The organism is Collimonas silvisoli (assembly GCF_018305005.1).
Taxonomy (GTDB): domain Bacteria; phylum Pseudomonadota; class Gammaproteobacteria; order Burkholderiales; family Burkholderiaceae_D; genus Collimonas; species Collimonas silvisoli.
In genome coordinates, this window is sequence record NZ_JAGQEG010000082.1 from 1 (window position 1) to 26,429 (window position 26,429).

33 protein-coding genes are annotated in these 26,429 nt (G+C 57.7%); 16 read left to right on the top strand and 17 right to left on the bottom strand.

What is annotated here, in order from left to right; all coding sequences use genetic code 11:
• Together KHU33_RS19490 and KHU33_RS19495 are read left to right on the top strand one after the other, a co-directional pair.
• Window positions 1–1,424, top strand: a 1,424-nt coding sequence (locus tag KHU33_RS19490; protein WP_211465956.1) for a tetratricopeptide repeat protein, incomplete at its 5' end; no start/stop codon positions are given.
• 650 nt (window positions 1,425–2,074) lie between these two features.
• Window positions 2,075–2,326, top strand: coding sequence for a SymE family type I addiction module toxin (locus KHU33_RS19495; RefSeq protein ID WP_211465958.1), 252 nt, complete (start codon window positions 2,075–2,077; stop codon window positions 2,324–2,326).
• A gap of 127 nt (window positions 2,327–2,453) precedes the next feature.
• Here the strand turns inward: KHU33_RS19495 and KHU33_RS19500 are convergent, their stop codons facing one another.
• From KHU33_RS19500 to KHU33_RS19520, 5 genes are read right to left on the bottom strand one after another with little or no spacing between them, the layout of a single operon-like run.
• The gene (locus KHU33_RS19500) at window positions 2,454–2,807 is read right to left on the bottom strand and encodes a hypothetical protein (protein WP_211465960.1); all 354 of its coding nucleotides are present in this window, start codon (window positions 2,805–2,807) and stop codon (window positions 2,454–2,456) included.
• 17 nt (window positions 2,808–2,824) lie between these two features.
• Window positions 2,825–3,196 carry a hypothetical protein gene (locus KHU33_RS19505; protein WP_211465962.1) on the bottom strand — a complete coding sequence of 124 codons (372 nt, stop codon included), beginning with the start codon at window positions 3,194–3,196 and terminating at the stop codon, window positions 2,825–2,827.
• A complete protein-coding gene (locus KHU33_RS19510) occupies window positions 3,163–3,486 on the bottom strand; it encodes a hypothetical protein (RefSeq protein WP_230414408.1) in 324 nt (107 codons plus the stop codon). Before KHU33_RS19510 ends, KHU33_RS19505 begins: the two co-directional genes overlap by 34 nt.
• A 17-nt stretch (window positions 3,487–3,503) precedes the next feature.
• Window positions 3,504–4,229: an N-acetylmuramoyl-L-alanine amidase gene (locus tag KHU33_RS19515; protein WP_211465964.1), complete on the bottom strand. Its 726-nt coding sequence runs from the start codon at window positions 4,227–4,229 to the stop codon at window positions 3,504–3,506.
• A 56-nt stretch (window positions 4,230–4,285) separates the two neighbouring features.
• Entirely contained in the window at window positions 4,286–4,867 is a 582-nt protein-coding gene (locus KHU33_RS19520; RefSeq protein WP_329956089.1) for a PAAR domain-containing protein, read from the bottom strand.
• 163 nt (window positions 4,868–5,030) lie between these two features.
• Between KHU33_RS19520 and KHU33_RS19525 the strand changes: the two genes are divergently transcribed.
• Window positions 5,031–5,183, top strand: a complete 153-nt coding sequence (locus KHU33_RS19525; RefSeq protein WP_211465968.1) for a SymE family type I addiction module toxin — start codon at window positions 5,031–5,033, stop codon at window positions 5,181–5,183.
• Between the two features lie 63 nt (window positions 5,184–5,246).
• Here KHU33_RS19525 and KHU33_RS19530 read toward each other — a convergent pair whose 3' ends face one another.
• Window positions 5,247–6,146, bottom strand: coding sequence for an aldo/keto reductase (locus KHU33_RS19530; RefSeq protein WP_230414410.1), 900 nt, complete (start codon window positions 6,144–6,146; stop codon window positions 5,247–5,249).
• A 176-nt stretch (window positions 6,147–6,322) separates the two neighbouring features.
• Here KHU33_RS19530 and KHU33_RS19535 point away from each other — a divergent pair, with 176 nt between their 5' ends.
• Entirely contained in the window at window positions 6,323–6,877 is a 555-nt protein-coding gene (locus KHU33_RS19535) for a helix-turn-helix domain-containing protein (RefSeq protein ID WP_211465970.1), read from the top strand.
• A gap of 40 nt (window positions 6,878–6,917) precedes the next feature.
• Here the strand turns inward: KHU33_RS19535 and KHU33_RS19540 are convergent, their stop codons facing one another.
• From KHU33_RS19540 to flgA, 3 genes are all read right to left on the bottom strand, one after another.
• Window positions 6,918–7,376, bottom strand: coding sequence for a flagella synthesis protein FlgN (locus KHU33_RS19540; RefSeq protein WP_211465972.1), 459 nt, complete (start codon window positions 7,374–7,376; stop codon window positions 6,918–6,920).
• Window positions 7,373–7,717, bottom strand: a complete 345-nt coding sequence (gene flgM, locus KHU33_RS19545) for a flagellar biosynthesis anti-sigma factor FlgM (protein WP_230414411.1) — start codon at window positions 7,715–7,717, stop codon at window positions 7,373–7,375. The genes KHU33_RS19540 and flgM overlap by 4 nt, the downstream gene beginning before the upstream one ends.
• A 373-nt stretch (window positions 7,718–8,090) precedes the next feature.
• A complete protein-coding gene (gene flgA / locus KHU33_RS19550) occupies window positions 8,091–8,849 on the bottom strand; it encodes a flagellar basal body P-ring formation chaperone FlgA (protein WP_211465974.1) in 759 nt (252 codons plus the stop codon).
• 210 nt (window positions 8,850–9,059) lie between these two features.
• Between flgA and KHU33_RS19555 the strand changes: the two genes are divergently transcribed.
• The 12 genes from KHU33_RS19555 (at window position 9,060) to flgL (ending at window position 20,458) form a co-directional block, all read left to right on the top strand.
• Entirely contained in the window at window positions 9,060–9,326 is a 267-nt protein-coding gene (locus tag KHU33_RS19555) for a helix-turn-helix domain-containing protein (RefSeq protein ID WP_211465976.1), read from the top strand.
• A gap of 176 nt (window positions 9,327–9,502) precedes the next feature.
• Window positions 9,503–9,907 carry a flagellar basal body rod protein FlgB gene (gene flgB, locus KHU33_RS19560; RefSeq protein WP_211465978.1) on the top strand — a complete coding sequence of 135 codons (405 nt, stop codon included), beginning with the start codon at window positions 9,503–9,505 and terminating at the stop codon, window positions 9,905–9,907.
• Window positions 9,908–9,941: 34 nt separating this feature from the next.
• The gene (gene flgC, locus KHU33_RS19565; RefSeq protein WP_230414412.1) at window positions 9,942–10,370 is read left to right on the top strand and encodes a flagellar basal body rod protein FlgC; all 429 of its coding nucleotides are present in this window, start codon (window positions 9,942–9,944) and stop codon (window positions 10,368–10,370) included.
• Between the two features lie 93 nt (window positions 10,371–10,463).
• Window positions 10,464–11,126, top strand: a complete 663-nt coding sequence (locus tag KHU33_RS19570; protein ID WP_211465980.1) for a flagellar hook assembly protein FlgD — start codon at window positions 10,464–10,466, stop codon at window positions 11,124–11,126.
• 111 nt (window positions 11,127–11,237) lie between these two features.
• Window positions 11,238–12,440, top strand: a complete 1,203-nt coding sequence (gene flgE / locus KHU33_RS19575; protein WP_211465982.1) for a flagellar hook protein FlgE — start codon at window positions 11,238–11,240, stop codon at window positions 12,438–12,440.
• Between the two features lie 58 nt (window positions 12,441–12,498).
• On the top strand, window positions 12,499–13,245 hold the full coding sequence (locus KHU33_RS19580; RefSeq protein WP_211465984.1) for a flagellar basal body rod protein FlgF: 747 nt from the start codon (window positions 12,499–12,501) through the stop codon (window positions 13,243–13,245).
• A 25-nt stretch (window positions 13,246–13,270) separates the two neighbouring features.
• Window positions 13,271–14,053: a flagellar basal-body rod protein FlgG gene (flgG, locus tag KHU33_RS19585; RefSeq protein WP_211465986.1), complete on the top strand. Its 783-nt coding sequence runs from the start codon at window positions 13,271–13,273 to the stop codon at window positions 14,051–14,053.
• Between the two features lie 2 nt (window positions 14,054–14,055).
• A complete protein-coding gene (locus KHU33_RS19590; RefSeq protein ID WP_211466017.1) occupies window positions 14,056–14,748 on the top strand; it encodes a flagellar basal body L-ring protein FlgH in 693 nt (230 codons plus the stop codon).
• A gap of 14 nt (window positions 14,749–14,762) precedes the next feature.
• A complete protein-coding gene (locus KHU33_RS19595) occupies window positions 14,763–15,875 on the top strand; it encodes a flagellar basal body P-ring protein FlgI (protein ID WP_407928302.1) in 1,113 nt (370 codons plus the stop codon).
• Window positions 15,876–15,883: 8 nt separating this feature from the next.
• Window positions 15,884–16,828: a flagellar assembly peptidoglycan hydrolase FlgJ gene (gene flgJ / locus KHU33_RS19600; RefSeq protein WP_211465989.1), complete on the top strand. Its 945-nt coding sequence runs from the start codon at window positions 15,884–15,886 to the stop codon at window positions 16,826–16,828.
• 115 nt (window positions 16,829–16,943) lie between these two features.
• On the top strand, window positions 16,944–18,917 hold the full coding sequence (gene flgK / locus KHU33_RS19605; protein ID WP_211465991.1) for a flagellar hook-associated protein FlgK: 1,974 nt from the start codon (window positions 16,944–16,946) through the stop codon (window positions 18,915–18,917).
• Window positions 18,918–19,246: 329 nt separating this feature from the next.
• Entirely contained in the window at window positions 19,247–20,458 is a 1,212-nt protein-coding gene (gene flgL / locus KHU33_RS19610; RefSeq protein WP_211465993.1) for a flagellar hook-associated protein FlgL, read from the top strand.
• Between the two features lie 359 nt (window positions 20,459–20,817).
• On the opposite strand, the gene fliR is transcribed toward flgL, so the two are convergent.
• The 8 genes from fliR to KHU33_RS19650 form a co-directional block, all read right to left on the bottom strand.
• Window positions 20,818–21,612, bottom strand: coding sequence for a flagellar biosynthetic protein FliR (fliR, locus tag KHU33_RS19615; protein ID WP_211465995.1), 795 nt, complete (start codon window positions 21,610–21,612; stop codon window positions 20,818–20,820).
• A complete protein-coding gene (gene fliQ / locus KHU33_RS19620; protein ID WP_211465997.1) occupies window positions 21,612–21,881 on the bottom strand; it encodes a flagellar biosynthesis protein FliQ in 270 nt (89 codons plus the stop codon). Before fliQ ends, fliR begins: the two co-directional genes overlap by 1 nt.
• A 28-nt stretch (window positions 21,882–21,909) precedes the next feature.
• A complete protein-coding gene (gene fliP, locus KHU33_RS19625; RefSeq protein WP_230414413.1) occupies window positions 21,910–22,689 on the bottom strand; it encodes a flagellar type III secretion system pore protein FliP in 780 nt (259 codons plus the stop codon).
• Between the two features lie 49 nt (window positions 22,690–22,738).
• A complete protein-coding gene (fliO, locus tag KHU33_RS19630) occupies window positions 22,739–23,194 on the bottom strand; it encodes a flagellar biosynthetic protein FliO (protein WP_230414414.1) in 456 nt (151 codons plus the stop codon).
• The gene (fliN, locus tag KHU33_RS19635) at window positions 23,191–23,622 is read right to left on the bottom strand and encodes a flagellar motor switch protein FliN (protein WP_211465999.1); all 432 of its coding nucleotides are present in this window, start codon (window positions 23,620–23,622) and stop codon (window positions 23,191–23,193) included. Before fliN ends, fliO begins: the two co-directional genes overlap by 4 nt.
• Window positions 23,615–24,616, bottom strand: coding sequence for a flagellar motor switch protein FliM (gene fliM / locus KHU33_RS19640; RefSeq protein WP_211466001.1), 1,002 nt, complete (start codon window positions 24,614–24,616; stop codon window positions 23,615–23,617). The genes fliN and fliM overlap by 8 nt, the downstream gene beginning before the upstream one ends.
• Window positions 24,617–24,631: 15 nt before the next feature.
• On the bottom strand, window positions 24,632–25,105 hold the full coding sequence (fliL, locus tag KHU33_RS19645) for a flagellar basal body-associated protein FliL (RefSeq protein ID WP_211466003.1): 474 nt from the start codon (window positions 25,103–25,105) through the stop codon (window positions 24,632–24,634).
• 129 nt (window positions 25,106–25,234) lie between these two features.
• A partial coding sequence (locus KHU33_RS19650; protein ID WP_211466005.1) for a flagellar hook-length control protein FliK occupies window positions 25,235–26,429 on the bottom strand: 1,195 nt, incomplete at its 5' end.

Consider the following 26,429-nt stretch of genomic DNA (forward strand, 5'->3'; position numbering starts at 1 on the left):
CAGCCGTCTCGTTTGGGTCTAAATCAGCCTGTCGCGACCGGCTCACAACGGCCATGAGCTGTCAGTCGACCATGTTCCCGATTGCGGTCGTTGCCGTATCCCATGAATTCGATATTGCGTTGACACCGTTTGCATGGCAGCATGCGCCAACCACGCTTCCACACCGGATATTGTTCTGGTTCCATACTTATTTTGTAGCAGCAGAGGGCGTCAACGTTCACCAATTACCTAGGCGAGATGTTATGAGTTATGTGTTACAGATATGGGATCAGCCGACAGAGATTGCTCTTCCGACTAACGTGGAAGAAGCCCTATCGCTTGTTGATAAACTCCTTAATTCAACAGCCCCGCAAAATCCCATATATTTGTCGTTCGCCCAGCGATTAACAGCGCGTTATCCCTGCATATGCTCTCCCGAGACAAAAGCCTTACCCAAGAAGGAGTGGGTATGGGGTGATGGCCCGCTTGACGGCGTGACGACAGATGGCGCATATGGAATTTCGATTAAATCGGCTTTGGTAAATAAAGTAAAGCCGTTCGTGCTGATAGAGGCTGCTGCTTTGGGCCTAAATGTTCTTGATGAACAGTCCGGAGAAGTGCATCTTTCCAATGGCACGACACTTTCAAGTCGTACTGTGTATGCAAGACTTCTTGATGCGCAGGAAGCAAATCGTAGAGGTAATTATGCATACGCATTTTCTGAATACCTGGAAATGGCGCAGTCAGGAGTCGCAACCGCTCAATACAGCCTTGGCACGATGTGCGAAAGAGGGCGAGGGATTGCAGTAGACATTGAACTGGCAGTTGCATGGTATCGGAAAGCCGCGGAACAAGGGAACGAAATGGCTCAATATTGGCTTGGGTTCCTGCATCACCAAGGACGTAAAGTCAAACAGGATTATAAAGAAGCGTTGTCCTGGTTTCGACTCGCAGCAGCGCAAAGGCATGCTGAAGCCGAGCGTCGACTAGGGGATATGTATTCGTACGGCCAGTGCGTAGAAAAGGATCTCGTAGAGGCCGCCAAATGGTACAAGTCCTCGGCCGAGCACGGAGATGCGGCAGGCCAACTTTCGCTGGGACTGGCATATTTAAATGGAGAGGGCGTTGATAAGGATAACGCTGAAGCAAAAAAATGGATACGCAGCGCAGCAGCCAACGGCGACAACATTGCGTTTTTTACTATGGGGAGACTGTATCTACGTGGTCAGGTCGTTCCTATTTCGCGTGTGACTGCGCATGCGCTTCTATATTTTGCCGCTATTCGCACCCCCTTTTTTTCCGAAGATGCGGCCAACCTATCCCCGCCTGATCGCCTTAGTCCAGAAGAGTTGAAAGCAGCCAATTCATTAATGGCTTCGATGGATCGAGCAAAAAATCCGTTATTAGCCCTAGAAAAGAAGGTGGGACGTATTGACCAGGAATAAATGTTTACTGTGTTGGAGCCTGAGTCGTGCGAGGGGAACGTCTCCTTTGAAGATGCACAACCGGCAGCTCAGGGTCGAGACCTGCCCGCCAGGCTTTGGAAAACCAGCCGTTCGTTGAGAAATTTCCGTCAACGGCCGGTCTACCCACCTAAGCCGCCGTTCGTTCCAAGGTAGACGAAGAGCGCATTTTGTACGGAACTGGTTGACGTTCGATCGAAACCCAGTCGTCCATGCTCGGAGAGTCGACGTCCTAGCTCAGAGAATCAACTACCTGCTTTTGAATAATAGATCTCAGTCAGCTCACCGCTTTGACGCTGCAATACCGGGTGGACTTGCGCGCGCATACGCAAAGTCTTATTAATCGTGGCCGCACCGTGCATGGATTGTCATCGCATCGAATAGCGTTTATAGTCGTCTCCATCCCTGAAAAAGAAGGGAACAGGTTGGGAAGCCTGAATACCTAAAAGCGCACAAGCCGCGTCACGCGGTTTTTTTGTGCGTACACCATTGCGCGTGCTTATGGGCGGCGACGGTGGGGAGCCTTCGGGCTGCCGGTTTGCTTTTGGGTGCCGGTCTTCCTACCCTGCTATTTGCCGCCCACCCTGTTAGGAAGCAGAGGACGGTTTAAACGCTACCCAAAGGAGTTCGCAATGCTAACAAATTGGATCTGCACGCCCGAAACCTCTCTCCAATCCACGCGTCCCAGAAAAGACACCGTTCCCGCATCAGCCAGAAAGAAACACCCGGAGCGTTATCTGACAGTAGGCTTATACCCCGAGTGGCAAGCAAGAAAACCGTGGATCCGGCTATACGGGCTGTGGCTGACAGAAGCCGGTTTCACGCCGCAGACTCGCATCAAGGTCAAGGTTACGGCAGGGCGTCTGGTGATCACCAAAGTGTAAAAAAAACAGGCCATTGCAATCATGGCCTGTAAGTTATTTGATGCTGCGCCTAGCCGAAAAGTACAGCCGTATTTTTATCGAAGCCCTTCACGATAATGCCTTTCCGCTAATTTCCTTTTCTTGTTCGTTAGTTTCTTGTGTTTGCGATTTTGCACAGAGAACGTGCTTTTTCTTGGTCATCAACGGTAATGCCATATCGGTATTTGCAGTAGCTCAAGAATTCATTGAGTTCGTAAGTGCCGGGTAGCCAATCGCCATTGGCGTCTTCGCGTTTCCTATATTCAGACTCCTCTCCGATGGCATCCGATTTATATGAGTCAAAAAATGACACTCTAAACGTTGGCGATTTTTTGATGAAGATATCGTGATACCCCTCATCTTCCATTCTATCGACAGTCACAACGCCCACGAATAGCCACGCGCATAGCGCGAAAATGGCTAGAGTCGCGTAGACCACTCTTCTAACAATCGATTGACTCATATCATTCTCACGCTGCACTACACTCGACCGGCAAGGAACAATTCATAACAGCGCTTGATGTCATCAGTGCCGTATCGCACCCGGCAATATTCAATCAGATTCTTCTTGTCGTCTTCATCCAAGCTTTTAAACGGCTCCATGTCAAGCCCGAACTGGGCCGGATTCTTGTAAAACATAGTGGTTGTCGGCTTATGCTTAATGAACGGATCCCAACCAGAACCAACTTCGTGATCCCCAACGTAGCGATCCAGCCCGACAAAAAGCCAAGTCACAAGGACAAGTGGTACTGCGACGAGTATTATTTTTTCATGGTTGGAGCAAACTCTCATCGTTAGTGAACCATCCTTTTCTGCCGTTACTTTAGGTAGCCAGGGATGTTCTTGATGCATTCGCCCAATGCCTCGGTGCTGTCTGACGTTACGCCAAAGCGGTACTTGCAGTAATCAACAAGCGCCTTTCTATCCTCTGCTGGAAGGTCAGCAATAGCAGGGCTATCGGCCTCATTGGCAAAGGGATCGATAAATTCCAGTTGAAAGGAGGGGAATTTCTTAACGAAAAAAGTAATTTGCTGTTCCTCATCTAGGTACGACCGCACGTACCCTACAAACAACCAGGTAATCAATAATACAAAAGCCAATGAGGCGGCATAGACGATTTTTTTATTGAATGGTTTTTGCATTGAATTTGAATATTCCGTCATGGCGCCGCAAGCCCACTAGCAGCACGAGCTTTTTTCACAAACGTTAAACCTACATTTCCTGGACAAATCTTCCCTTCCCTAGTCTGCCCAGGGAACTCCCGATGGCCGCCTAGCGTAGTAATCGCAAAGAACTCACGCAAAATAGCGATAAATTTAGTAGCCGATTCACGCTGTATTTCCGGCACCACAGGCTGCTCGTTAGCCCCCATGGCGCTGAAGATTCTTTTCACCACAGACACGATGTCCCCGCCTTCTTCCGGCTCTGCCAAGTTTTCCAACAGCACAATACCGATAACGCCAGTATTGTACTCATGGACATGCTCACCCTTGAACCTAATATCACGGCCTTCGAAGACATTCCCGAAACAATCGATTGCGTAGTGATATCCAATATCGTCTGCCGAAATGCGCTTCATTTGTTCGCTTTGAATTTCCTGCAATTGTGGGACGGCAGGTCCGCATGAAAAGCTGCGTCCGGCGTGATGGATGGCTAGCTTGGTGTAGCCCCAGTCATCTTTCATTTTCTCGGAACGGTTCTTGTGCGCACCCCAAGACGACCGCTCCACAAACTCCATCCCGTTCTGTCGGACGCGGGTGATGATTGCCTGCCGAGTCGCAGCCCGATCATTGACCGTAACCGTAATTGCGGCCTTCTTTTTGTAATCAGCTTCTGCTTGAGCCTTTGTCCAGTGCTCCGGCTTGTAATGTACGTCGTCTGCCATATCGCGCATTCCATTTATTAACGTGTTGGTACGGGTGTAGTAAAGGTCTTATCCGGTTATACCTGTTGAGGTTTTAGCGTACCGGTAGGCGCTTCGAAGATGAGATGGACTTGAATATCGTTTCCTGGTTGGCTGTCGATGTTCGCATATCCATTTCCATCAGTGACACCCTGCCTCCTGTAGCCGTTAACGATGGCAACGTATTTCCTATTTGCCAGAAGTTCATTGGTTTCGCTGTCAATGAATTGGATGCGCTTGCCATCGCTCGATTCCGGTGTTTTGTTGAATGCCTCTTCTTTGTAGCCGACCCATGATCCGAACCCTTGCGCGACAACCTCGTCAACCGTCATGGTTTGGAACATACAGTTCAGCGAATTGATGAGTTTTGGCTTTGGATCGCAAGCACACATGCACAAATCCCTATCAAGCGCCGCCTCACTCTCCATGAAGATGCACGTCAACCTCGGGCCGTCAGGAACTATAGTGCCGGTCGTCTTGCACTTGGGGCAAAATACCGTATCGCCAATCACAGCGAGAGTTTTGCCCATATTGGTTGAGGAACTCTGGGTAGCGAAGACCGTCCCGCCAGCCGTAGTCGTGTCACCGTGAACAATGTTGTAGCGCCTCATCAAGTCCATGAATTCATAGTGGTAAAGGAGGCAACTATAAGCTTTGCAATTAGGCTATGGCAAGTAAATAAGCTTGAATTTTTGACATGACAATTCTTAACAATTTCCAGAGACTTTGCTGTCAGTATGTTTGTTTGGTGAAAATCCCCTTGCTCACTACCGGCAAACGGCGGTGAGTCAGACAGTAGGTCTGTACCCCGGGGCGGCAAGCAAGAAACCGTGGATCCGGCTATACGGGCTGTGGCTGACAGAGGCCGGTTTCACGCCGCAGACCCGCATCAAGGTCAAGGTCACGAGCGGGCGCCTGGTGATCACCAAAGTGTAAAAAAAACAGGCCATTGCAATCATGGCCTGCAAATTATTTGATGCTGCGCCTATCTGAGTAAGACTAGGCGACCTCGATGCCTGTGGCGGCTTCCAGGAGTGCGAACCAATCCTGCCGCTCAAGTTGCAAGGCCGTAGCGCTTACGGCGTCGCGCAAGCCGCCCAGACGACGCGAGCCGGTAATCACGATAGGGCTGGACGGCAGCTGCAACAGCCAGGCATAGATGATGGTCGGCACTGAAACGCCATGCCGCTCCGCAATTTGACTCGCTGTGGCGCGGATGCGCGCTGCGGCGCTGTCGCCCTCGGTAAACAGACGTCCTCCGCCCAGCGCGGACCAGATCATCGGCGGTGCGCCGATACTCTGCAACTGATCCAGCGTGCCGTCCGTGAGAGGGCTGGTATGGAACGGCGAGAGCTCAATCTGATTGGTCGCCAGCGGTGTGAAGGAATGCACGGCCTGGAATTGTGCCGGCGTAAAGTTGGACACGCCGAAAGCCTTTATTTTCCCGGCCTGCTTTAATTTCTCCACTTCCGCCGCGACCTCGTCGAACCGCATCAGCGGATCCGGCCTGTGAATCAACAGCAGATCAAGATAGTCAGTGTTGAAGCTGCGCAGCGAGCGTTCGACGGTATGCCGGATGTGCGCCGGGCCGGTGTTGTAATGTTTCAGGCGATGCTCAGGCCTGGCCGGCGATACAAGGGCGATGCCCACCTTGGTGACGAGTTCGATTTCGGCGCGCAGCGACGGGCGTATCCTTAATGCTTTTCCGAAGGCATCTTCGACGCCGTAGTCGCCATAAATGTCCGCGTGGTCAAAGCTTGTCACGCCGAGTGCGAGACAAGCATCAATGTAGCCGAGCAGTTCCTGATCCGACATATTCCAGTCCATCAATCGCCACATGCCGGCGGTGATGCGGGATAGCGTCAGGTCATTCAACAGGGTAGCGCGCGGACAGTTCATTTTGATACTCCTTTTTTTGATAGTTCCTGGCGAATGGCGTCGATAGCGATCAGGGCTTCTGCGCGGGCTCGATTCTGAATAGAACGCACAGAATTATTCCCTTCTCGTAAAATAGTACGAGGCGCGATGGGCGGCGTTCCCCTCCCCAAGGAGGATTCGATTATAGGAACTTTAGTATGAAGTCGCAATATATTGATGTTAATTCGTACAATGGCGCGATATCGCTGCCTTTGCTTCCTAGCGATGCAAGCTTCGCCGATCGCTTGCGCGCGTTGATTGGCGATTCGTCGGTCAGTGCGTTCGCGCGTAAAGCCGGTCTTGGCGAGGGATTGATTCGTCGCTATCTGTCGGGATCGGAGCCGAGCCTCAGCAAGGCCGAGAAGATTTCGCGCGCCGCCAACTGCTCATTGGAATGGCTCGCGACAGGAGCGAATTTTCGCTATCAGAATGCTGAAGGCGTAGACATGGCGGCGCTTGAGTCAGCGATCCGCCTGGCTTCGATTGTGCTCGGTGCGCCGATGATTGTGCAGGAGGGCCAGGCGATGAAGCTGGTGGTTGCGACATATCAGTATCTGCGCGCGACCCGCAAACCTGACGGCAGCCTGGAAGAGCAGTCGAGCTACGCGTTCGCGGAATACGTCGCAGAGATGTGCGGCCTGCGCTCGACCGGCAGCGCTTCCAGCCAACCCACGATACCCGATGCAGCTAACGCGGCGCCGGTGAAGCCGTAATCCGAGCTAGCTTAGCTGCGAGTTTGGATATGTGTAAATTTCAGCCCGACGCCAGGCTATGGCCATTGCCCAAGCCAACTTTATGCTGGCCGTCAGCGCCATACAGCGATTGCCCGTGGGCGCGCAGGAAATTGATGGAGCGGCGCACAAAATCCAGGTGGGTATGGATCATGATGCCGTTGCGATGATTGTTGTCGCGGGCCTGGGCCGCACGTGTCAGCAACTCTCGCCAGATCTGTTGCAGATCGCTGCCGCCGGCTGCCGCCGCGGCGTCGCCGCCGGTGCGTCCCAAGCCAAAACCGGCCGCCTGTTGCCGCTGTTCCCGTACTTGCTCAAGCGCGGTGATGCGTTCGGCCAGCTGGGCCTTGCGTTCGGTGATGAGCGGCAGTTCCTCGAAGCGGCTCTTGATCAGCGCCTCGGCTTCCCGATCCAGCAGGTCGAGAAAAGTCTCCAGCACGGCGCGCTCCTGCTGCAGATGCTTGAGCAGTGCGCTGTTCATGACGGCTTCTTGCCCAGCAGGTCGCGTACCGTATCGAGCAAGCCGTCGGCGATTTTTTCGGGGTTGATCTGATAGCGGCCCTCGCTGATGGCCTGGCGTATTTCGGTCACCTTGGCTGCATCGAAATCGCCGGCGCCGGGTTGCAGTAACTGGGTCTGCAGCTGGCGCACTTGCGCGGACAGGGAATTCAGGGCGGCTGGCATAGTCGGGCTGGCGCTGTTGGCGGTGCCGGTGGCTGCGGCGTCAGCGGATGCGGCACGGGCCGCATTATCCTTGTTGGACGCCACATTGGCTTGGTTCGACACACTATTGAGCGGCTTTGTGGGTTGATCGATTTTCAAGATATTTCCTTTGGGGCCTGTTAGCAGTTAATTCGGGAGTGCGAACGTGACGTAGGCGTTGCAGGCCTAGGCGCAGCGACGCGACGTAGTGGTACTACCGAATGTTACGACATGGAGCTGCAACAACGGCATGCGACGCCTACGGCTCGTTCCCTCCGGGTTCAAACCAAAGCGTGCGCTGGACTGCGTTGCATGGCTTGCAAGGGGAACCACCCCTTGCTGCGCCACGCGCCTTGCCAGCACACGCTTTGGTTTGAACGCATCTCCCGAATTAACTGCTAACAGGCCCCGGACTCTGTTCGGTATAACGGCTGCTGGCGCGAAAAGTTTAGGGCTACAGCTGAAATAGTCGCAATTGTTGCACAACCAGACACTAATTCGGCAATTCAACCGAGCCGTCGGCGCGGGCCACACCGCTCAGCATCTGACCGGCCTGGGTCTTGACCTGGATCGTGACGCCGGCGGCGGCGTTGGTCATTGCCCGTCCTTCGGTGCTGACCACGAAGCCGGAGCCCTGCGACTGCACTTTGACGTTTTGCCCTTGCTGTATCACGGTTGCGCCACGCAGCAATTCCAGCCGCAGCGGTGCGCCCAGGGCAATCCGGTTCGAGGCAATCATGCCGGCGGCTTGCTGCGGATTGGTGATGACGCCGCGCGGCAGGGCGCTGAGATCGCCTTGGCGCACCTCTATATCGGCAGCACTCAATGTGTCGCCGGCGTTGATGGGGTGCACGGCGACATAATAATTCGCCACTACCGCCACGTAAACGGGAATGTAGCGGGTCCAGGATGGCGTTGCGGCGTCACCGCTCTTGTCGCCGTTACAGCGCAGGCCGACCGAGACGCGGCCCCACAGGCGAGCGCCGTTGGGCAGAAAAGGTTCAAGCGCATCACAGGCCGGCAGGGCGCCTGACATGGGCGTGTCGATGCGGATGCTGACCTTGCCCGGCAAGCCGCTGGCCTGGGCCAGCAGGAATTGCTCGATCACCGGCTTCGCATAACCGCTCAGTTCCGCCGCTCTGGCGAGTGCGGCCTGGCTGCTGATGCTGAATCCGGCTGCCGCAATGAGCTGCAAACAGGTAAATGCCAACCGGCGTGCAAACCGGCTGCGCCGGAATAATGTTGCATGCATATGAAATCTTCCCTATTCAAAATCATTGCGACGGTATTTCCGCCATCAGATTCTAGACAATAGCCGGCCATCGCCAAGCGTCGAACTGGCTGGCGATTCATCTGTTGTTTGGGTCATTGGATTGAAGGGCGCTTCCTATAATGATTTGCAGCATCGCGTATTGCCGACGCCAATATTTGTCGGCAGGCCCCACCAAACTAAGGATATCCAATGGCGAATGTGAGCGAATTCAATCAAGAAACCCCGACCACGCTGGCAGCATTTCTGCGGCAGATGCGTTCGCAGTTGGCCGGCGAGAACGGCAAGAGAATGTCGCTGACGGCGATGCACCGGCGCTGCGGTTTGTCGGTGCCGGTGCTGAGCAAGCTTGAGACCGGCAGGGTCACCGATCCCAGCGGCTCGACCATCAAGCGGGTGCTGGAAGGTTACCAGCTGAGTTTCGACGATTTTGCCAGATATCTGCCCGGACCGAAATGACGCCGGCGCTGCTTATGCAATCCATTCGAACAATCGCATCTTGAATTAAGGCGCGGATTTTAAGTGGGGCGAGAATTTGAATTAAGGTCTATTCAGCCACCTGTTCCCGCGATTGCCGTTCGATAGCGCTACCTATAATTGCTTTCATCAAAAGGTCTGTTGAGGGTAGGTACAAGATGGTTGATAGATTGGATTCAGCATTGCGCTTTCAACAGGAAGCACTGAATTTGCGGGCGCGCAGGCAAGAGGTATTGTCGTCGAACATCGCGCACGCCGACACGCCTAACTACAAGGCGCGCGATTTCGATTTCAGCAGCAGCCTGACGCAAGCCATGACGCAGAGCCGGCAGGCGCAGTCGGTGACGATGGCCACCACCTCTGCGCGTCACATCCAGGGCGAGGCGACGATCAGCAACGATCCGGATCTGCTGTACCGGGTGCCGACCCAGTCCAGCATCGACGGCAATACCGTGGAAATGGATGTAGAGCGTGTCAATTTCACCGATAACGCGGTCCACTACGAATCCGGCCTGACCATCATCGGTGCGCAGATCAAGTCCTTGCTGTCAGCTGTGCAGTAATCATTCTTCCGTATTAGCCAACCAGGATTAGAGAATGGCATCTTCCAATGTTTCCATGAATATCTTTGACGTTGCCGGTTCCGCCATGAGCGCGCAATCGCAACGCATGAACGTCACCGCCAGCAACCTGGCCAACGCCGACAGCGTCTCCGGCCCCGACGGCAAGCCGTATCGCGCCAAGCAAGTGGTGTTCGAGGTGGCGGCCGGCGATCAGCAAGATGCGGCCAGCGCCATCGGCGGGGTGCACGTGGCGGGCGTGGTGGAAGACCAGTCGCCGCTGAAGATGGTGCATGACCCCAAGCATCCCCTGGCCGACGCCAACGGTTACGTCGCCATGCCGAACGTCAATGTGGTGGAAGAAATGGTCAACATGATTACAGCCTCGCGCTCGTATCAAGCCAATGTCGAGGTGCTCAATACCGCCAAGAACATGATGTTGAAGACGCTGACGATCGGCCAATAAGATATTTGCACGACTCTTAAGATTTATTGCAGTTTCGATTTGAACCATTAATTTGCGGCCGCCGTAGCGGTACCGTCTCAGGAGAAAACCACCATGGCAGTTTCGGGCGTTTCATCAACCGACAATAGCGCAGCGGCAGCGCTGTCGGGAGCTGTGTCCAGCAGTTCCGATCAGGAGCAGCGCTTTCTCAAATTGCTGGTCACCCAATTGAACAATCAGGATCCCTTGAATCCATTGAACAACGCGGAATTGACTTCGCAGCTGGCGCAGATGAGCACTGTCAGCGGCATCGAGAAAATGAATACCACGCTGCAATCGATGGTCGATCAAAGCGGTTCCAGCCAGACCTTGCAGGCGGCGTCGCTGATCGGCCATACGGTGTTGACTCCCGGCAGCAGTGTCGCGCTCAAGGATAGCGCCGCCACTTCGTTCGGGCTGGACATGCAAGGCGCGGCCGATACGGTCAAGGTCACCATTACCGACGCCGCCGGCAATACCGTGCGCACGATTGACGTCGGCGCGCTGCCGCAAGGCACCAAGACCATGTCATGGGATGGCAAGAGCGATAGCGGGGTAGCGCAGGGCGACGGCAGCTACAAGATCAACGTGGTGGCGGCGAGCGGCGGCAAATCGGTCGCTGCCAACACCCTGACGTATTCCCAGGTAGCCAGCGTGGCCCAGAGTACCAGCGGCGTCACCCTGAATCTGGGTGCGGCCGGCACGGCGGCATTGAGCGACGTTAAGCAGTTTCTATAACTTCGCAGTTTCCACAGTTTCTATAGATTCGGCATTTTCTTTCAACTGTCTTTCCGCTATTCGGAAGCTAGGTAAGAAGGTGCTGCAAATTGATTTCAAAAGGAGAGGACCATGGGTTTTCAACAAGGCGTAAGCGGATTGAATGCAAGTTCCAGTAATCTCGATGTGATCGGTAATAACGTTGCCAACTCGGGCACCGTGGGTTTCAAGGCTGGCAGCGTACAGTTTGCCGACGTCTATGCCGGGTCGCGCGTCGGTCTCGGCACCCAGGTGGCGGGCGTTTCGCAAAATTTCACGCAGGGAGCGGTGCAGACCAGCACGCGCGCACTGGATGTGGCAATCACCAACGGCGACGGATTTTTCCGCCTGGCCAGCCCTTCCGGCGAAGTATCCTATTCGCGCAATGGCCAGTTCAATATCGATAAGAATAACTACATCGTCAATTCCGGCGGTCTGCGCGTGACCGGCTATCAAGTCGGCGCCAACGGCAGCATCGCCGGCGGCACACCGGCGGCGTTGCAACTGCCGGCTACCGCCATGACGCCGAACGCCACCACCAAGATCAACGCCCAATACAACATCGATTCGCGCAGCACGGTGCCGATCACAACGCCATTCAACTCCACCGATTCGACCAGCTTCAACTACCAGAATGCGGTGACCGGCTACGACTCGCTGGGCAACCCGCATGAGATCACGAATTTCTTTGTCAAGACCGCAGCCAATGCCTGGGATGTCTACCAAACCGTGGATGGCGGCGCCAGCAGCAATATCGGCTCGCTGACTTTCGATACGGCCGGCAAGATGCTGACGCCAGCCGCCGGCACCCTGGCGCCTGCCGCCATTCCGCTTGCCAACGGCGCGGCGCCGTTGAATTTCACGATCAACCTGACCGGCACTACCCAGTTCGGCAATGACAACGCAGTCGCCAAGCAGACCCAGGACGGTTATACCTCCGGCAGCCTGACCGCGTTTGCGATCAATTCGGACGGCACGGTAACCGGCAAGTATTCGAACGAACAGACCAAGACCCTGGGCCAGATCGTCCTGACTTCGTTTGCCAATCCAGACGGCTTGCAATCCAAGGGCGGCAATGTCTGGGCCGAAACCGCAGCTTCAGGCCAGCCGCTGGTCGGCACCGCGGGCGCCGGCACCAAGGTCGGTTCCTTGACGTCCGGCGCGCTGGAATCTTCCAACGTCGACCTGACTGCCGAACTGGTGAACATGATCATTGCGCAACGGACTTATCAGGCCAATGCGCAAACCGTCAAGACCCAGGATCAGGTCATGCAGACTTTGGTGAGCATGCGCTGATGAAGGATTTTGCCAACGTTGACGCCGTCGCTGGAATCAAAGATGGCAGGGGGAACACATGGATCGCATGATCTATATCGCCATGAGCGGCGCCAAGCAGGTCATGGAACAGCAAGCCTCGGCAGCCAACAATATGGCCAACGTGTCGACTCCCGGCTTCCGGGCGCAGCTGAATAATTTCCGCGCGGTGCCGGTGGTCGGCCAGGAAGCGGCGACCAGGACTTTCGTGGCGGCGTCGACGCCGGGCGCGGATATGAATACCGGGCCGGTGACGGAAACCGGGCGGCCGCTGGACGTCGCGGTGCGCGGCGACGGCTGGCTGACGGTGCAGACCGCGGACGGCGGCGAGGCGTATACCCGGGTCGGCAATTTGCAGGTGGGCGCTGACGGTCAGTTGATGACCATGGGCAAGCTGCCGGTGATCGGCGACGCCGGACCGATGGCGGTGCCGCCCGGCGCCGCAGCGATGGTTTCCGCAGACGGCCTGGTGAGCGCCATCGGCGCTGGCGATCCGGCTACCAATGTGGCGCAGGTCGGCCGGTTGAAACTGGTCAATCCGGCGGCTGCCGATCTGCTGCGCGGCGATGACGGTTTGTTTCGCATGCGGGCCGGTGTTGCCGCGCCGGATGCAGATCCGACGGTGACATTGCAGACCGGTGCGGTGGAGGGCAGCAATGTCAACCCGGTGTCGGCGATGGTGGAAATGATCGCCAATGCGCGCAGTTTTGAGATGCAGATGAAAGCGGTCAAGAGTGCCGATGAAAATGATCAGCGCGCTAATCAGCTGCTGAGCATGAGCAGCTAATTTATTTTTTGATAGGAATTTCACCATGATGCGTTCACTTTCCATCGCCAAGAGCGGTCTCGACGCGCAACAGCAGCAGCTCGACGTGATTTCGAATAACCTGGCCAACGTCGGCACTACCGGCTTCAAACGCAGCCGCGCCGTATTCGAAGACCTGATGTACCAGAACATGCGCCAGGTAGGCGGCCAGACTTCGGACCAGACCAATCTGCCGTCCGGCTTGCAGATCGGCACCGGGGTAAGGCTGGTGGCGACCGAACGGGTTCATACCCAGGGTAATCCGACCAAGACCGACAATACCAAGGATGTGGCGATTACCGGCGAGGGTTTCTTCCAGGTGCAAATGCCGGATGGCACCACGGCCTACACCCGCGACGGTTCGTTTCAATCCGATTCGACCGGCCAGCTGGTCACCGCCAGCGGCTACCCGGTGCAGCCGGCCATCACGATTCCGCAAAACGCCACCAGCATGACGATTGCCAAGGACGGCACGGTGTCGGTGACCCAGGCCGGCAGCACCGCCAGCGTCCAGGTCGGCCAGATCCAGCTGGCGACTTTCTTGAATTCGACCGGCTTGCAAAGCAATGGCGAAAATCTGTACACGGAAACCAATGCCTCCGGCACCGCCAATCAGACCACGCCCGGCCAGAATGGCGCCGGCACGCTGAGCCAGGGCTATGTCGAATCGTCGAACGTGAACGTGGTGGAAGAATTGGTGAACATGATCCAGACCCAGCGTTCTTACGAAATCAACAGCAAGGCGGTCACCACTTCTGACCAGATGTTGCAGCGTCTGACGCAGTTGTGATGATGGGGCCGATATTGCAGCATTGCGCTAACCGTCGCGCCAGGGGGTTATTGCTGACGGCTGTGCTGCTCGGCGGCTGCGCGCAATTGCCGCGCGAACCGCTGGTGCAGCAGCCGATGACCGCCCGCGCCGAAGTGCGGCCGGCGGCGGCGGTGAACGGCGCCATCTATCAATCCGGCTACAGCAGCCAGGCTTTGTTTGAAGACCGGCGGCCGCGCAATGTCGGCGATATCCTGACGATTATCGTCAGTGAAAATGTCAACGCCAGCAAGAATTCTGCGGCCAACGCCAGCCGCGACGGCAGCACCAGCAGCGCTTTGACGGCGATACCGAAGATCTTCGGCGGCCTGTTCGGCAACCTGGACACCGCCGCCAAGGCCGACAACGCACTGACCGCCAAGGGCGGCGCCAATGCCGCGAATACTTTCAACGGTGTGATTACCGTTACCGTCACTGAAGTGCTGGGCAACGGCAACCTGATGGTCAGCGGCGAAAAGCAGATGATGATCAACCAGGGCACGGAATTCATCCGCTTCTCGGGCGTGGTCAATCCGCGCACGGTGAGCGGCAACAACAGCGTGGCCTCGACCCAGGTGGCCGACGCCAGAATCGAATATAGCGCCAAGGGTTATATCGACGAAGCACAAACCATGGGCTGGCTGCAGCGCTTCTTCCTCAACGTCTTGCCGTTCTGATTTTGACTCTGACTATGCGACCATTATTTCAGCGTTTCTCCTTATTCTTGATGCTCTGTTGCTCGTGCATTGCGCCGTCAGCACATGCAGAACGGCTCAAGGAACTGGCCAGCATCCAGGGCGTGCGCGACAACCCGCTGATCGGTTACGGCCTGATGGTCGGGCTGGACGGCAGCGGCGACCAGACCATGCAAACGCCGTTCACCACCCAGACCTTGAATAACATGCTGTCGCAGCTCGGCATCTCGATGGCGCCTGGCACCAATATGCAATTGAAGAACGTGGCGGCGGTAATGGTCACCGCTACCTTGCCGTCGTTTGCGCGACCTGGGCAAAACATCGATGTCACGGTGTCTTCGATGGGTAACGCCAAGAGCCTGCGCGGCGGCACTTTGCTGATGACGCCGCTGAAGGGCGGCGACGGCATGGTGTATGCGATCGCCCAGGGCAATATGGTGGTCGGCGGTGCCGGCGCCTCGGCCAACGGCAGCAAGGTGCAGATCAATCAGCTCAGCTCGGGCCGGATTCCGGCGGGCGCCATCGTTGAGCGCGCAGTCACTGCGCCGCTGGGCGAAGCCAACACCTTGACCCTGGAATTGAATGTCTCCGATTTCGGCACCGCGCAGAAAGCCGTCGATGCGATCAACCGCAGCTTCGGCGCCGGCACCGCCACTGCGCTCGATGCACGCGTGATTCAAGTAGCCGCGCCGGCCCAGCCGGAAGCGCGGGTAAGTTTTCTGGCGCGCATGGAAAATCTCGATATCACCCCGGCGCAAGCAGCGGCGCGGATAGTCATCAACGCCCGTACCGGTTCGGTGGTGATGAACCAGACGGTGCGGGTGCTGGATTGCGCGGTGGCGCATGGCAATTTGTCGGTGGTGATCAATACCCAGCCGGTGATCAGCCAGCCTGGCCCGTTCTCGGGCGGCAGCACAGTGGTGACGCAGACTTCGCAAATCCAGCTGAACCAGGCCGGCGGCGCTTTGCAAGTGGTCAAGAACGGCGCTTCGCTGGCCGATGTGGTGAAGGGCTTGAATACGCTGGGCGCGAATCCGCAGGATCTGGTTTCGATCTTGCAGGCGATGAAAGCTGCCGGTGCTTTGCGCGCCGAGCTTGAAATCATTTAAGGTGGCGCATGAGTGTTTCCGGTCCCAACATTAGCAGCCGCAGCGGCGATCTGGATCAGCGCTTTGCGCTGGATGTGCAGGGCGTGGACGCCTTGCGCCGCACTACCAGGAATTCGCCGCAAGACGGTTTGAAACAAGTCTCGCGCCAGTTTGAAGCGATGTTCATGCAGATGGTCTTGAAAAGCATGCGCGAGGCGACGCCATCGGATGGCATGTTCGACAGCCAGCAGGAAAAAATGTACACCTCCATGCTGGATCAGCAACTGGCGCAGAACCTGTCCGGGCGCGGCCTCGGTCTGGCCGAAGCGATGCAGGCCCAGCTTAGCCGCGCCGTGGATGCATCCGCGTCCCAGCAGCAGCCATCGGCGCTCGGCAAGATGCCGACAGGGGCCGATACGCATCCCAATCCAGCGCCGGCGGCTGCCATGCCGACTGTGCAGAATCTATCCCTGTACGACGCTGCCGATTATGGTTCCGGCCGTAGCGCCGGCGCCAATCCGCAGGCGCATGTCGACCAGTTCCTGTCGCGCATGACCGCCTCGGCGGAAGTTGCCAGCCGCGCCAGCGGCGTGCCGTCGCAACTGATCCTGGCGCAAGCGGCGTTGGAATCCGGCTGGGGCAAGCGCGAAATCAAGGGCGATGACGGCAGCCGCAGCCATAACCTGTTCGGCATCAAGGCCGACAAGAGCTGGAAAGGGCCGGTGGTGCAAGCTGCCACCACCGAATATGTGAATGGCGTGCCGCAGCAGACCAAAGCTTCGTTCCGTGCCTATGCATCGTATGACGAGGCGTTTTCCGATTACGCCCGCTTCCTTGCCGGCAATCCGCGTTATGCGCAGGTGCTGGCAACCCGCGATCCGGCCGAGGCGGCGCATGGCTTGCAACGCGCAGGCTACGCCACCGATCCGCAGTACGGCGAGAAGCTGGTGCGCATCCTCAAGCAGATCCTCTGATTTCTTTCTCATGCCACTGATCGAGACCCTCAAATTTTCCGGGCTGCTGCCGTTATCCCTTAAGTGAGCCTGGCAGCGACGCCGGGCGGTTGCCTTCTAAAAGGACGAATGCATTATGGCCAACAGCATGTTTTATACCGGGCTCAGCGGGCTCAACGCGGCGCAAGCGGCATTGGTGACAACCGGCCACAATACGGCCAATGTGAATACGCCCGGCTATAGCCGGCAATCGGCGCAGGTAGTCTCCGCCGGCGGCACCTACGTCCCTAGCGTCGGCTTCTTCGGCAACGGTGCGCAAGTGGTCGATGTCAGCCGCAGCTACGATCAGTTCCTGAGTTCGCAGCTGAACCAGGCGCAATCGACCAATCAGGGGCTGAGCACTTATTCCACCCAGATCAACCAGATCAACAACCTGCTGGCCAACCAGACCACCGGCCTGGCGCCGATGCTGCAGACCATGTTCAAAGGCGTGCAAGCGGTAGCCAATACACCGGCCGATACGGCGGCGAGGCAGCAGTTGATCAGTTCCGGCCAGGCGCTGGCGAATCAGTTCCGCACCATGAGCCAGGTACTTACCGGCTTGAATTCCAATGTCAACGATCAGATTGCCGGTTCTGTCGACCAGATCAATACTTACGCCACCCAGATCGCCAGCATCAACAAGCAGATCGCCTTGCTCAGCAACGCTGCCGGCGGCCAGGCGCCGAACGATTTGCTGGATCAGCGCGACACTTTGGTAAATAGCCTTGGCCAATTGGTGGCGACCAAGGTGGTGGTGCAGGACGGCGGTCAATACAATGTATTTATCGGCACCGGCCAGACGCTGGTGCTGGGTGACAAAGCCTCAACCTTGAAGGCAGTCACCGCGGCCGCCGACCCGAGCCACACCTCGGTCGCCTTGGTCAACGCTGCCGGCGTGGCGGTGGAGTTGCAAGACAGCGTGATCAGCGGCGGCTCGATGGGCGGTTTGATGCAATTCCGTAACCAGACCCTGGGCGATGCCCAGAACGCCTTGGGGCGGATGGCAATCGGCTTGTCCGATACTTTCAATGCGCAGCACAAGCTGGGCATGGACTTGAACGGCGCCGCCGGCCAGGATTTCTTTACCCAAGCCAGCCCGGCTGCGATTGCCAATGCCCGCAATACCGGCAGCCTGGTAGTCACGCCATCGTTCAGCGACACCAGCCAGCTGACCACCAGCGATTACCGGGTCGATTTTGCCAATGTGGCCGGCACCCCGCAATATTCCGTGACCCGCCTGTCAGACAACAAAGTCCTGGGCAGCTACGCCAGTTTGCCGGTGACATTCGACGGCGTCTCCTTGCAGGCTACCAGCGGCACGCCGAATATCGGCGACTCTTTCCTGGTGCAGCCAACCCGCACCGGCGCCCGCGATCTGACGGTAACCGTCACCGATCCGGCCAAGATCGCGGCGGCTTCGCCCATCATCACCGGCAAGACTGCGACCAACCAGGGCAGCGGGAGCATCAGTGCCGGCAAGGTCGACGCCACCTATCTGGCGACGCCGCTAGCCAGCCCGCTGACACTCAAATACGACAGCACCGCCGCGCCGGCGACTCTAACCGGCTTTCCTGCCACGGCGGCAGTCACGGTCACCAATCCGGACGGCACGGTGGTCAACTACGCGGCCGGCGCCAGCGTCACTTATACCGCCGGCGCGGCCTACAGTTTCAACGGCATCACCGCCACCGTCAGCGGCACACCGGTGAACGGCGATACCTTCACTATCGGGCCGAATACCGGCGGCGTCTCGGACGGCAGCAACGCCCTGCTGCTAGGCGCCTTGCAAAACAAGAAAACCCTGGCCGGCGGCACTGCCAGTTATACCGACGCCTACGGCCAGCTGGTCAGCACCATCGGCAACAAAGCCAATCAGCTGACCATCGCCAATACCGCGCAAACCAGCCTGGCCGCGCAAATCAAGTCGGCTCAGCAATCGGTGTCGGGCGTGAATCAAGATGAAGAAACCGCCAACCTGCTGATGTACCAGCAGATGTATCAGGCCAACGCCAAGGTGATCCAGACGGCCTCGACCATGTTTGACGCGATCCTCGGGATTGCGGGTTGATTGACGCTTTTAGCGGCCACATTGCAAGTAGGATGAGTTGAGTCATCTGGGGTCAGAGTCAACTTTCGCAGTGCTTTATCGCGAAACTTGACTCTGACCCCACATGACGGATTCGGAGAAAGACAAAGCGCACTACGCGGTTTTGTTCTTTTTAACGATGAGGCAATACTCCGTAGCCCGCTAAGTGGAGTCAGAGTGAAGTTTCTGCAAAAAGCGCGCAGAAAGTTCACTCTGACCCCAGTTAGCTGCGTTTGTTAAGCGCACCGAAAGGATGAGTTGTAATTGAGCTGTAACCCAGCTGTAACCCAGCCGTAACCCAGGAGAACAAGATGCGTATCAGTACCCAGTCGTTTTATGATCAAAGCCTGGCGGCGATGGGCTCTCAGCAAACCAGCCTGTTGCGGGTGCAACAGCAGATCGGCGCCATGTCAAAAATCCTGACGCCGTCCGACGACCCGTTGGGCGCAACCCGGGCGCTCAGCGCATCGCAATCGATTTCCCTCAACGAACAATACTCAACCAGCCGCGCCCAGGCAACCCGCTCATTGGGCCTGGAAGACAATGCTTTGCAAAGCGTCACCACGCTATTGCAAAACATTAAAGGCCTGATCGTGCAAGGCGGTAACGGCACCATGAGCGACGCCGACCGCGGCTCGATCGCTACCACCTTGCAAAGCAATTACGACCAGCTGCTGGGCCTGGCGAATACCGATGACGGCAACGGCCAGTTCCTGTTCGCCGGCTTCAAGAGCGGCAGCGCGCCTTTCGTGCCACAGGCCGGCGGCGGCGTGCAATATGTCGGCGATCAAGGCCAGCAATTGCTGCAGGTCGACATCTCGCGGCAAATGGCCTGCACCGACGACGGCCGCAGCATTTTCCAAAGCGCACAAGGCAACGCCGGTTACGTCGCGACTTCCTCCGCTGCCAATACCGGCGATGGCGTGTACGGCGCGACTTCAGTGATCGACGCCACCAATCCCGATTTCGGCAAGAATTTTTCGATCAACTTCACCTCGGCCACCACGTTCACCGTCACCAACTCAGATACGCCGCCGGTAGTAACGCCCGGCACGTATACATCCGGCGCGCCGATTCAATTCGGCGGCTTGCAAATCACCCTGACCGGAGCGCCGGCCACTGGCGACAGCTTCGCCGTCAACACCGCAAAAAACGCCAATCCCGACATGTTCGGCGCCCTCAAGGATTTGATCGGCGCGCTGAAAACGCCAGTCGACACCGGCACCCCGGCGGCCAAGGCGCAACTGCTGAACTCCCTGGCCACCGCCAACGTCAAGTTATCCAACTCGCTCGACAACGTGCTGACGGTACGTTCATCGGTAGGCTCGCGCATGCAAGAACTCGATACCCTCAACACCAACGGCGACAGCCGCAATCTGTCGGACAAGAGCTATTTATCCGACATCCAGGATTTGAACTACACCAGCGCGATCACCGAGTTGTACCAGCGGCAGATATCGTTGCAGGCGACACAGCAGACCTTTGTACAGATCCGGAAGATTTCATTGCTGAATTACCTGTAACCCGCCGCTTGTGTCGTTTTTGCCGTTGCCGTTGCTGTTGCCGTTGTCGTTGAAGTGAATTCCGCATTGAGACGTTGCCAACTGTGCCGCTTGCCAGTCGGGAATTGTGAAGAGACATGTTTGAGCGAAGCGAGTTGGTCTCTTCACCCGACTGGCAAGCGGCACAGTTGGGAACCTGACCGAAGGGAAGGCAACGGCTTTGCGGTCGCCTTTCTTTGCTTACTTTCTTTGGCGAAGCAAAGAAAGTGAGCGGCTGCCGGGCCGCCCCCGGCATGCATCCACGAAGTAGCCACCGTTTTAAGTAACGACGAAAGCGGGTTACAACGCCACCTCACTATCAGCCGCGACTCCAATTTCCTTCACCGACGTAACGCCTGCGCCAAATGCAGCATATCAGCCAGCCCCAGCGCAAACTCCTGTTCCAGAAACGGCGCCAGATGCGGCATCAACTGCTGCAGCATCATGATCCCGCCCAGCAGTGTCAAAGGAAAGCCAACCGCAAAGATACTCAGCTGCGGCGAAGCCCGGTTGAGAATCCCCATGGCCAGATTCAAGGTGAGCAGGGCGGCGACCAGGGGCAGCGCCAGCATCAACCCGGCCGAGAACACATTGGCGCCGGCCAGCGTCAGAAAATACCAGCCTTCGGCCGCCAGCGGCGCATCGGAAACCGGCAGCACGTGGAAACTTTCGACCAAGGTGCTGATGACCATCAGATGGCCGTCCACCGCCAGGAAAATCAGCATCGCCAGCATGTTCAGCAGGCTGGCCAGCACCATGGTGTTGCCGCCGCTGTTGGGATCGAAGAAGGAGGCGAAAGACAAGCCCATCTGCAGGCCGACATAGTCGCCGGCGGCTTGTACCGCGGCAAACACCAGCCGCATGGAAAACCCCATGGCCGAACCGATCAGCACTTGCTGGATCAGAATCCAGACGCCGCCGGCGGAGACCAGCGGCACGGTCGGCATCGCACCCAGGGTAGGGCCGATGGCAATCGCCAGCAGCGCAGCCAGGCCGACCTTGACCTGATGCGCCACCTTCTTTTCGCCAAAGACGGGGCTGGCGCTGATCAGGGCCAGCATGCGGACGAAGGGCCAGACAAACGCCACGACCCAGGCGCTCAGCTGGGCAGACGTAACGGACAGAACAGGAGACATCAGCCTACCAGTTGCGGAATGCTGGAGAACAGTTGGCGCATGTAGTCGAGGATGGAATTGAGCATCCACGGCCCGGCGACGACCATGGTGGCGCATACCGCCAGCAGCTTGGGAATGAACGACAAGGTCATTTCATTGATCTGGGTGGCGGCTTGAAACAGGCTGATGATCAAGCCGCTGACCAGGGCCACCAGCAGCAGCGGCGCACCCAGCAGGAGCGTCATTTTCATCGCCTGGTAACCAAGCGACATAACCGATTCAGGAGTCATTTTAGGGGCTAGGGCTAAGGTCTAGGGATCAGGTATAAAAACTTTGGGCCAGGGCGCCGATCAGCAATTGCCAGCCATCCACCAGCACAAACAGCATCAGCTTGAACGGCAGCGAGATGGTGGCGGGCGGCACCATCATCATCCCCAATGACATAAGGACGCTGGCCACCACCAGATCGACGATCAGGAACGGGATAAAGATGGTGAAGCCGATCTGGAACGCGGTCTTGAGTTCGCTGATGACAAAGGCCGGCACCAGTATCCTGAGCGGCACTTCTTCCGGCCCTTGCATCTGCGGCGTCTGCGCCAGCCTGGCGAACAGGGCCAGATCGCCTTCGCGGGTCTGTTTCAGCATGAATTTCTTGAACGGCTGGATGCCGCGATCGAGTGCCTGTTCGGCGCTGATCTTGTTGTCGGAAAACGGTTTGTAGGCGTCGCTGTAGGCCTTGTCGAATACCGGCGACATGACGAAGAAGCTCAGGAACAGCGCCAGGCCGACCAGGATCTGATTCGGCGGCGCGCTCTGCGCGCCGATCGCAGTGCGCAGCAAGCCCAGCACAATGATGATGCGGGTGAAGCTGGTCATCGTCAGCAGCAGCGCCGGCAGGAACGAGAGCGAGGTCAGCAGCAGCAAGGTCTGGACGCTGAGCGACCAGGTCTGGCCGCCGCCGGGGCCGGCGGTGCTGGTGATGCCGGGCAGCACTTGTGCTGCAGCGACGGCCGGTGCCAAGCTCAAAGCCAAGAATAACGTCGGTAAAAACGCTGACAGCAGTTTGCGGTGCTGCGCAAGGAAGGAGAGAGGACGCATTCTGCCTATCGGTTTTAATAAGTAAATAATGCCGGACGTGAACGCGTGCTTATTTGCGTCCCAGCGACTCGCGCAATTTCTGCGCGAAGGCGCTGTGCCCGATTTGCAGCGCGGGGTCTTCCGTGATTTCCTGGGCAGGCATGCTATGCAGGGATTGAATCTGTCCCGGCGTGACGCCCAGCGCCAGCCAGGTGCCGCCGATTTCAACCACCACCACCCGTTCACGCTGACCGATGCTGGTGCTGGCAATCACTTTTACCAGGCGGCTGCTATTGTATTTTTGCAGTCCCAGCCGGCGCGCCACCCAGGCGCACAGGAAAATCAGCGCCAGTACGATAGCCAGGCCGGAAGCCGCTTGCAGCAAGCCGCTCGCGCCCCATGCCGGCATTGTTGTGGGCACTGGCGCTGCCGGCGGCGTGGCGATCAGAGCCGAGGCGGGCAGGGCGTGACATGCCAGCCACAGCCAGGCTAGGCGCGCCGGCCAACCCATGTGCAAAGGTTTCATCGATTCAGTTTGTGGATGCGTTCGGATGGCGTGATGATGTCGGTCAGGCGAATCCCGAACTTGTCGTTGACCACCACCACCTCGCCCTGGGCGATCAGGTAGCCGTTGATCAGCACATCCATCGGTTCGCCGGCCAGGCCGTCCAGTTCGACCACTGAACCTTGCGCCAGTTGCAGCAGATTCTTGATGGTGATCCTGGTGCGTCCCAGTTCGGCAGTCATCTGCACCGGGATATCGAGGATCATGTCGATATCGGTTTTGGCAACCTCGGCGGGTTCGCCGCTGAGCGGCTGGAATACCTTGGATGCAGCCGCCGGTTGCGGCGCGGGTTGCGACACCGGCTGCGATGCGGCAGTCTGGGCGGCGAGCGCGCTGGCCCAGTCGTCGTCGGCGTCAGTGATGTGATCTGGTTTGTTTTCGTCACTCATGTTCATTCCCTTTTAAATCACCGTCGCGGTGATTGATCATTTTTTCAACCCGCAGCGCATAGCGGCCGTTGGAGGTGCCGTAACCGCATTCCATCACCGGCACGCCGTCCACCTTGGCGACAATCGATTCCGGCATTTCTATCGGCAGCACATCGCCGATCTTCAATTTGAGCAGCTGGCCGATGGTGGCCGGCAGCGTCAGGAAATCGGCTTTCAGCTGGACATCGGCGCTTTGCACCTGTTGCGACAATTGCTTGACCCAGCGCTTGTCGACCTCGACCTCGTCCTGCACCGGATTGGATAGCAGGTCGCGGATCGGTTCGATCATCGAATAGGGAATGCAAATGTGCAAAGCGCCGCCGATGGGGCCGAACTCGATGTGGAAAGTGGTGTTGACCACCACTTCATTCGGGGTGGCGATATTGGCAAACTTGGTGTGCATTTCGGCCCGCACGTATTCGAATTCGAGCGGATAAATCGGATTCCAGGCGCTGCCGTAACTGTCCAGCGCCAGGCTCAGCAGGCGAGTGATGATGCGCTGCTCGGTCTGGGTGAAATCGCGGCCTTCGACCCGCATGTGAAAACGGCCGTCGCCGCCGAACAGATTGTCGACCACCAGAAACACCAGATTCGGATCGAACACAAACAGCGCCGTGCCGCGCAACGGTTTCATGTGCAGCAGGTTGATATTGGCCGGCACCGGCAGATGGCGGATGAATTCGCTGTATTTCTGGACATGCACCGCGCCTACCGAAATATCGGCGCTGCGGCGCATGAAATTGAAGAGCGAGCTGCGCAACTGACGGGCAAAACGCTCGTTAATGATTTCCAGCGTATGCATGCGGCCGCGCACGATACGTTCCTGGGTGCCGAGATTGTAGGTCTGCACCCCGTCCGGACTTGGCGCCGGCGCGGCGACGGCGTCGGTCTCGCCGGTGACGCCTTGCAGCAACGCATCTACTTCGTCCTGAGACAGTAGCTGTTCATAAGCCATGGCTGGGTCTCGGTTTCACTGCACCACGAAGGCGGTAAACAACACATTGGTGATGTGTTGCGGCGGCTGGCTGCTGGCCAGGGGCTTGTTCAATGCCTTGAGGATTTCGGCGGCAAGCTTGCTCTTGTCGTCCGCGGTGATCAGGGAATTCGGATCGCGGTTCGACAGCAGGCTGAGGACACGGCTGCGTGTCTCCGGCAGGTACTGGACAATCTGCGCCTGGGTTTTGGCGTCCGCCACTTTCAAGGTCAGGCCGATATGCAGGAAACGGTCGCGGTCGTCGGTCTGCAGATTGACGGTGAACGGATCGAGCGCAACAAAGATCGGCGTCTCTGGAGCCGGTGCGGCGACGCTCTTGGCGCTGGCTTGCTTGCTGGTGAAATAATAAGCGGCTCCCGCCGCAGCCAGGGCCGCGGTGAGGACGATCAAGATCAGTCCAAGCTTGCTTTTTTTAGGTGTTGCCACTGCGTCGTTAGTGATGGTTGCCATGATTTTTCCTGCATCAAATTCCAGCGTCCATTCTTTGCCAAAAGGGCGTCGAACCATCGGCTGATATAAAGGGAGAAAGCGCTTCAGATCCTGCATTTGTTGCGCCCGGAAATTCGGTTTTTTTTTCTGTTAGGCAAAAATATCAACCTTGCCGTTGCCATTCCGGCTTGCCGCTGCAGCGGCTACTGCGCTAGGTTCGACCTTGGCGCTCAATCCGTTTACCGCTGCGCCAAGCTGAAAATGATTGCCCGAGCCCCTGTTGCCGCTCTGGTTCTGGGCAAATGCGCTTTGCTGCTGCTGCTGCTGAGTATCGGCGCTGACCGAGGTGTTGCCCAGGTTGATGCCGTTTTCGGCCAGGCTGTTGCGCAATTGCGGCAGCGCCGCTTCCAGCGCCGTCCGCACCGACTGATGGGCCGAGACAAACATGGCTTGCGCCTGGTTGTCATTGATGGTCAGGGTGACTTTCAAGGGCCCCAGGTCCGGCGGATTGAGATGCAGTTCAGCGCTTTGGTTGCTGGTATTGCCCATCCAGACCACTTGCTTGCCGAGCGCCGTACCCCAGCCGTCGCTCCCCACCGGGGGGGGCAGGACCAACTTGACCGGAGCAGGCGGCGTCGGGCTGGCTGCGGTTGCCGCTACCGCAGCTTGGCCGTGTGCCAGCGCTGGATTGAGCTGAGTGGCGATATCGAGATTCTGCTGGCCGGCGTTAGCCTTGCTTGTGGCGGCTTCATTGACGCTGGTGCTGCTGGCGACGTTGGCCTGTTCTGCGGCGGACTTGGCTACGGCTGGACTATCCTGCCGTCCCAGCTTTTCCAATTTGTCATGCTTGCCGGTGTGGCTGTCATCAGGCGTCGTTTGCTGTCCGGCGGCGTTGCTTGCGGCTGTCAGGCTGATCTGCTGTTGCGGATTAGGCGTCAACGGCGTGTATTCACCGCTACCGGCATCCTTGCTCGCCAGCGCGCTTGGCCTGGCCGGCGCTGCATTGGCGGAGCCTGCTTGGCTTGCCAGCTGGGCCGCCGATGGCAGCGACGCTTCAAGCGGCGTAGTGCTTTTTACCGGGGCAGCGCTTTTATCAGAGATCTCCGTAGCGGGCGCTCCGGTTTTAGCGCCGGCAGCGGCAATTGCCGCGTTGAGCTGGCTGTCTGCGGCGGATTGCGGTTGCTTCTCGCTGCCGGACTGAAGCTGGGCCTCGGCCTCGACGGCTTTGGCGGCGCTTTGCGGCAAGGCCAGGAAAGACAAGGCCGGCACCGCATTCGGGTCTGGCTGCTGCTCACGTTCATTGGCGGCTGCCTGCCGTCGCGGCGCTGTGCGATCGGCTGGTTTG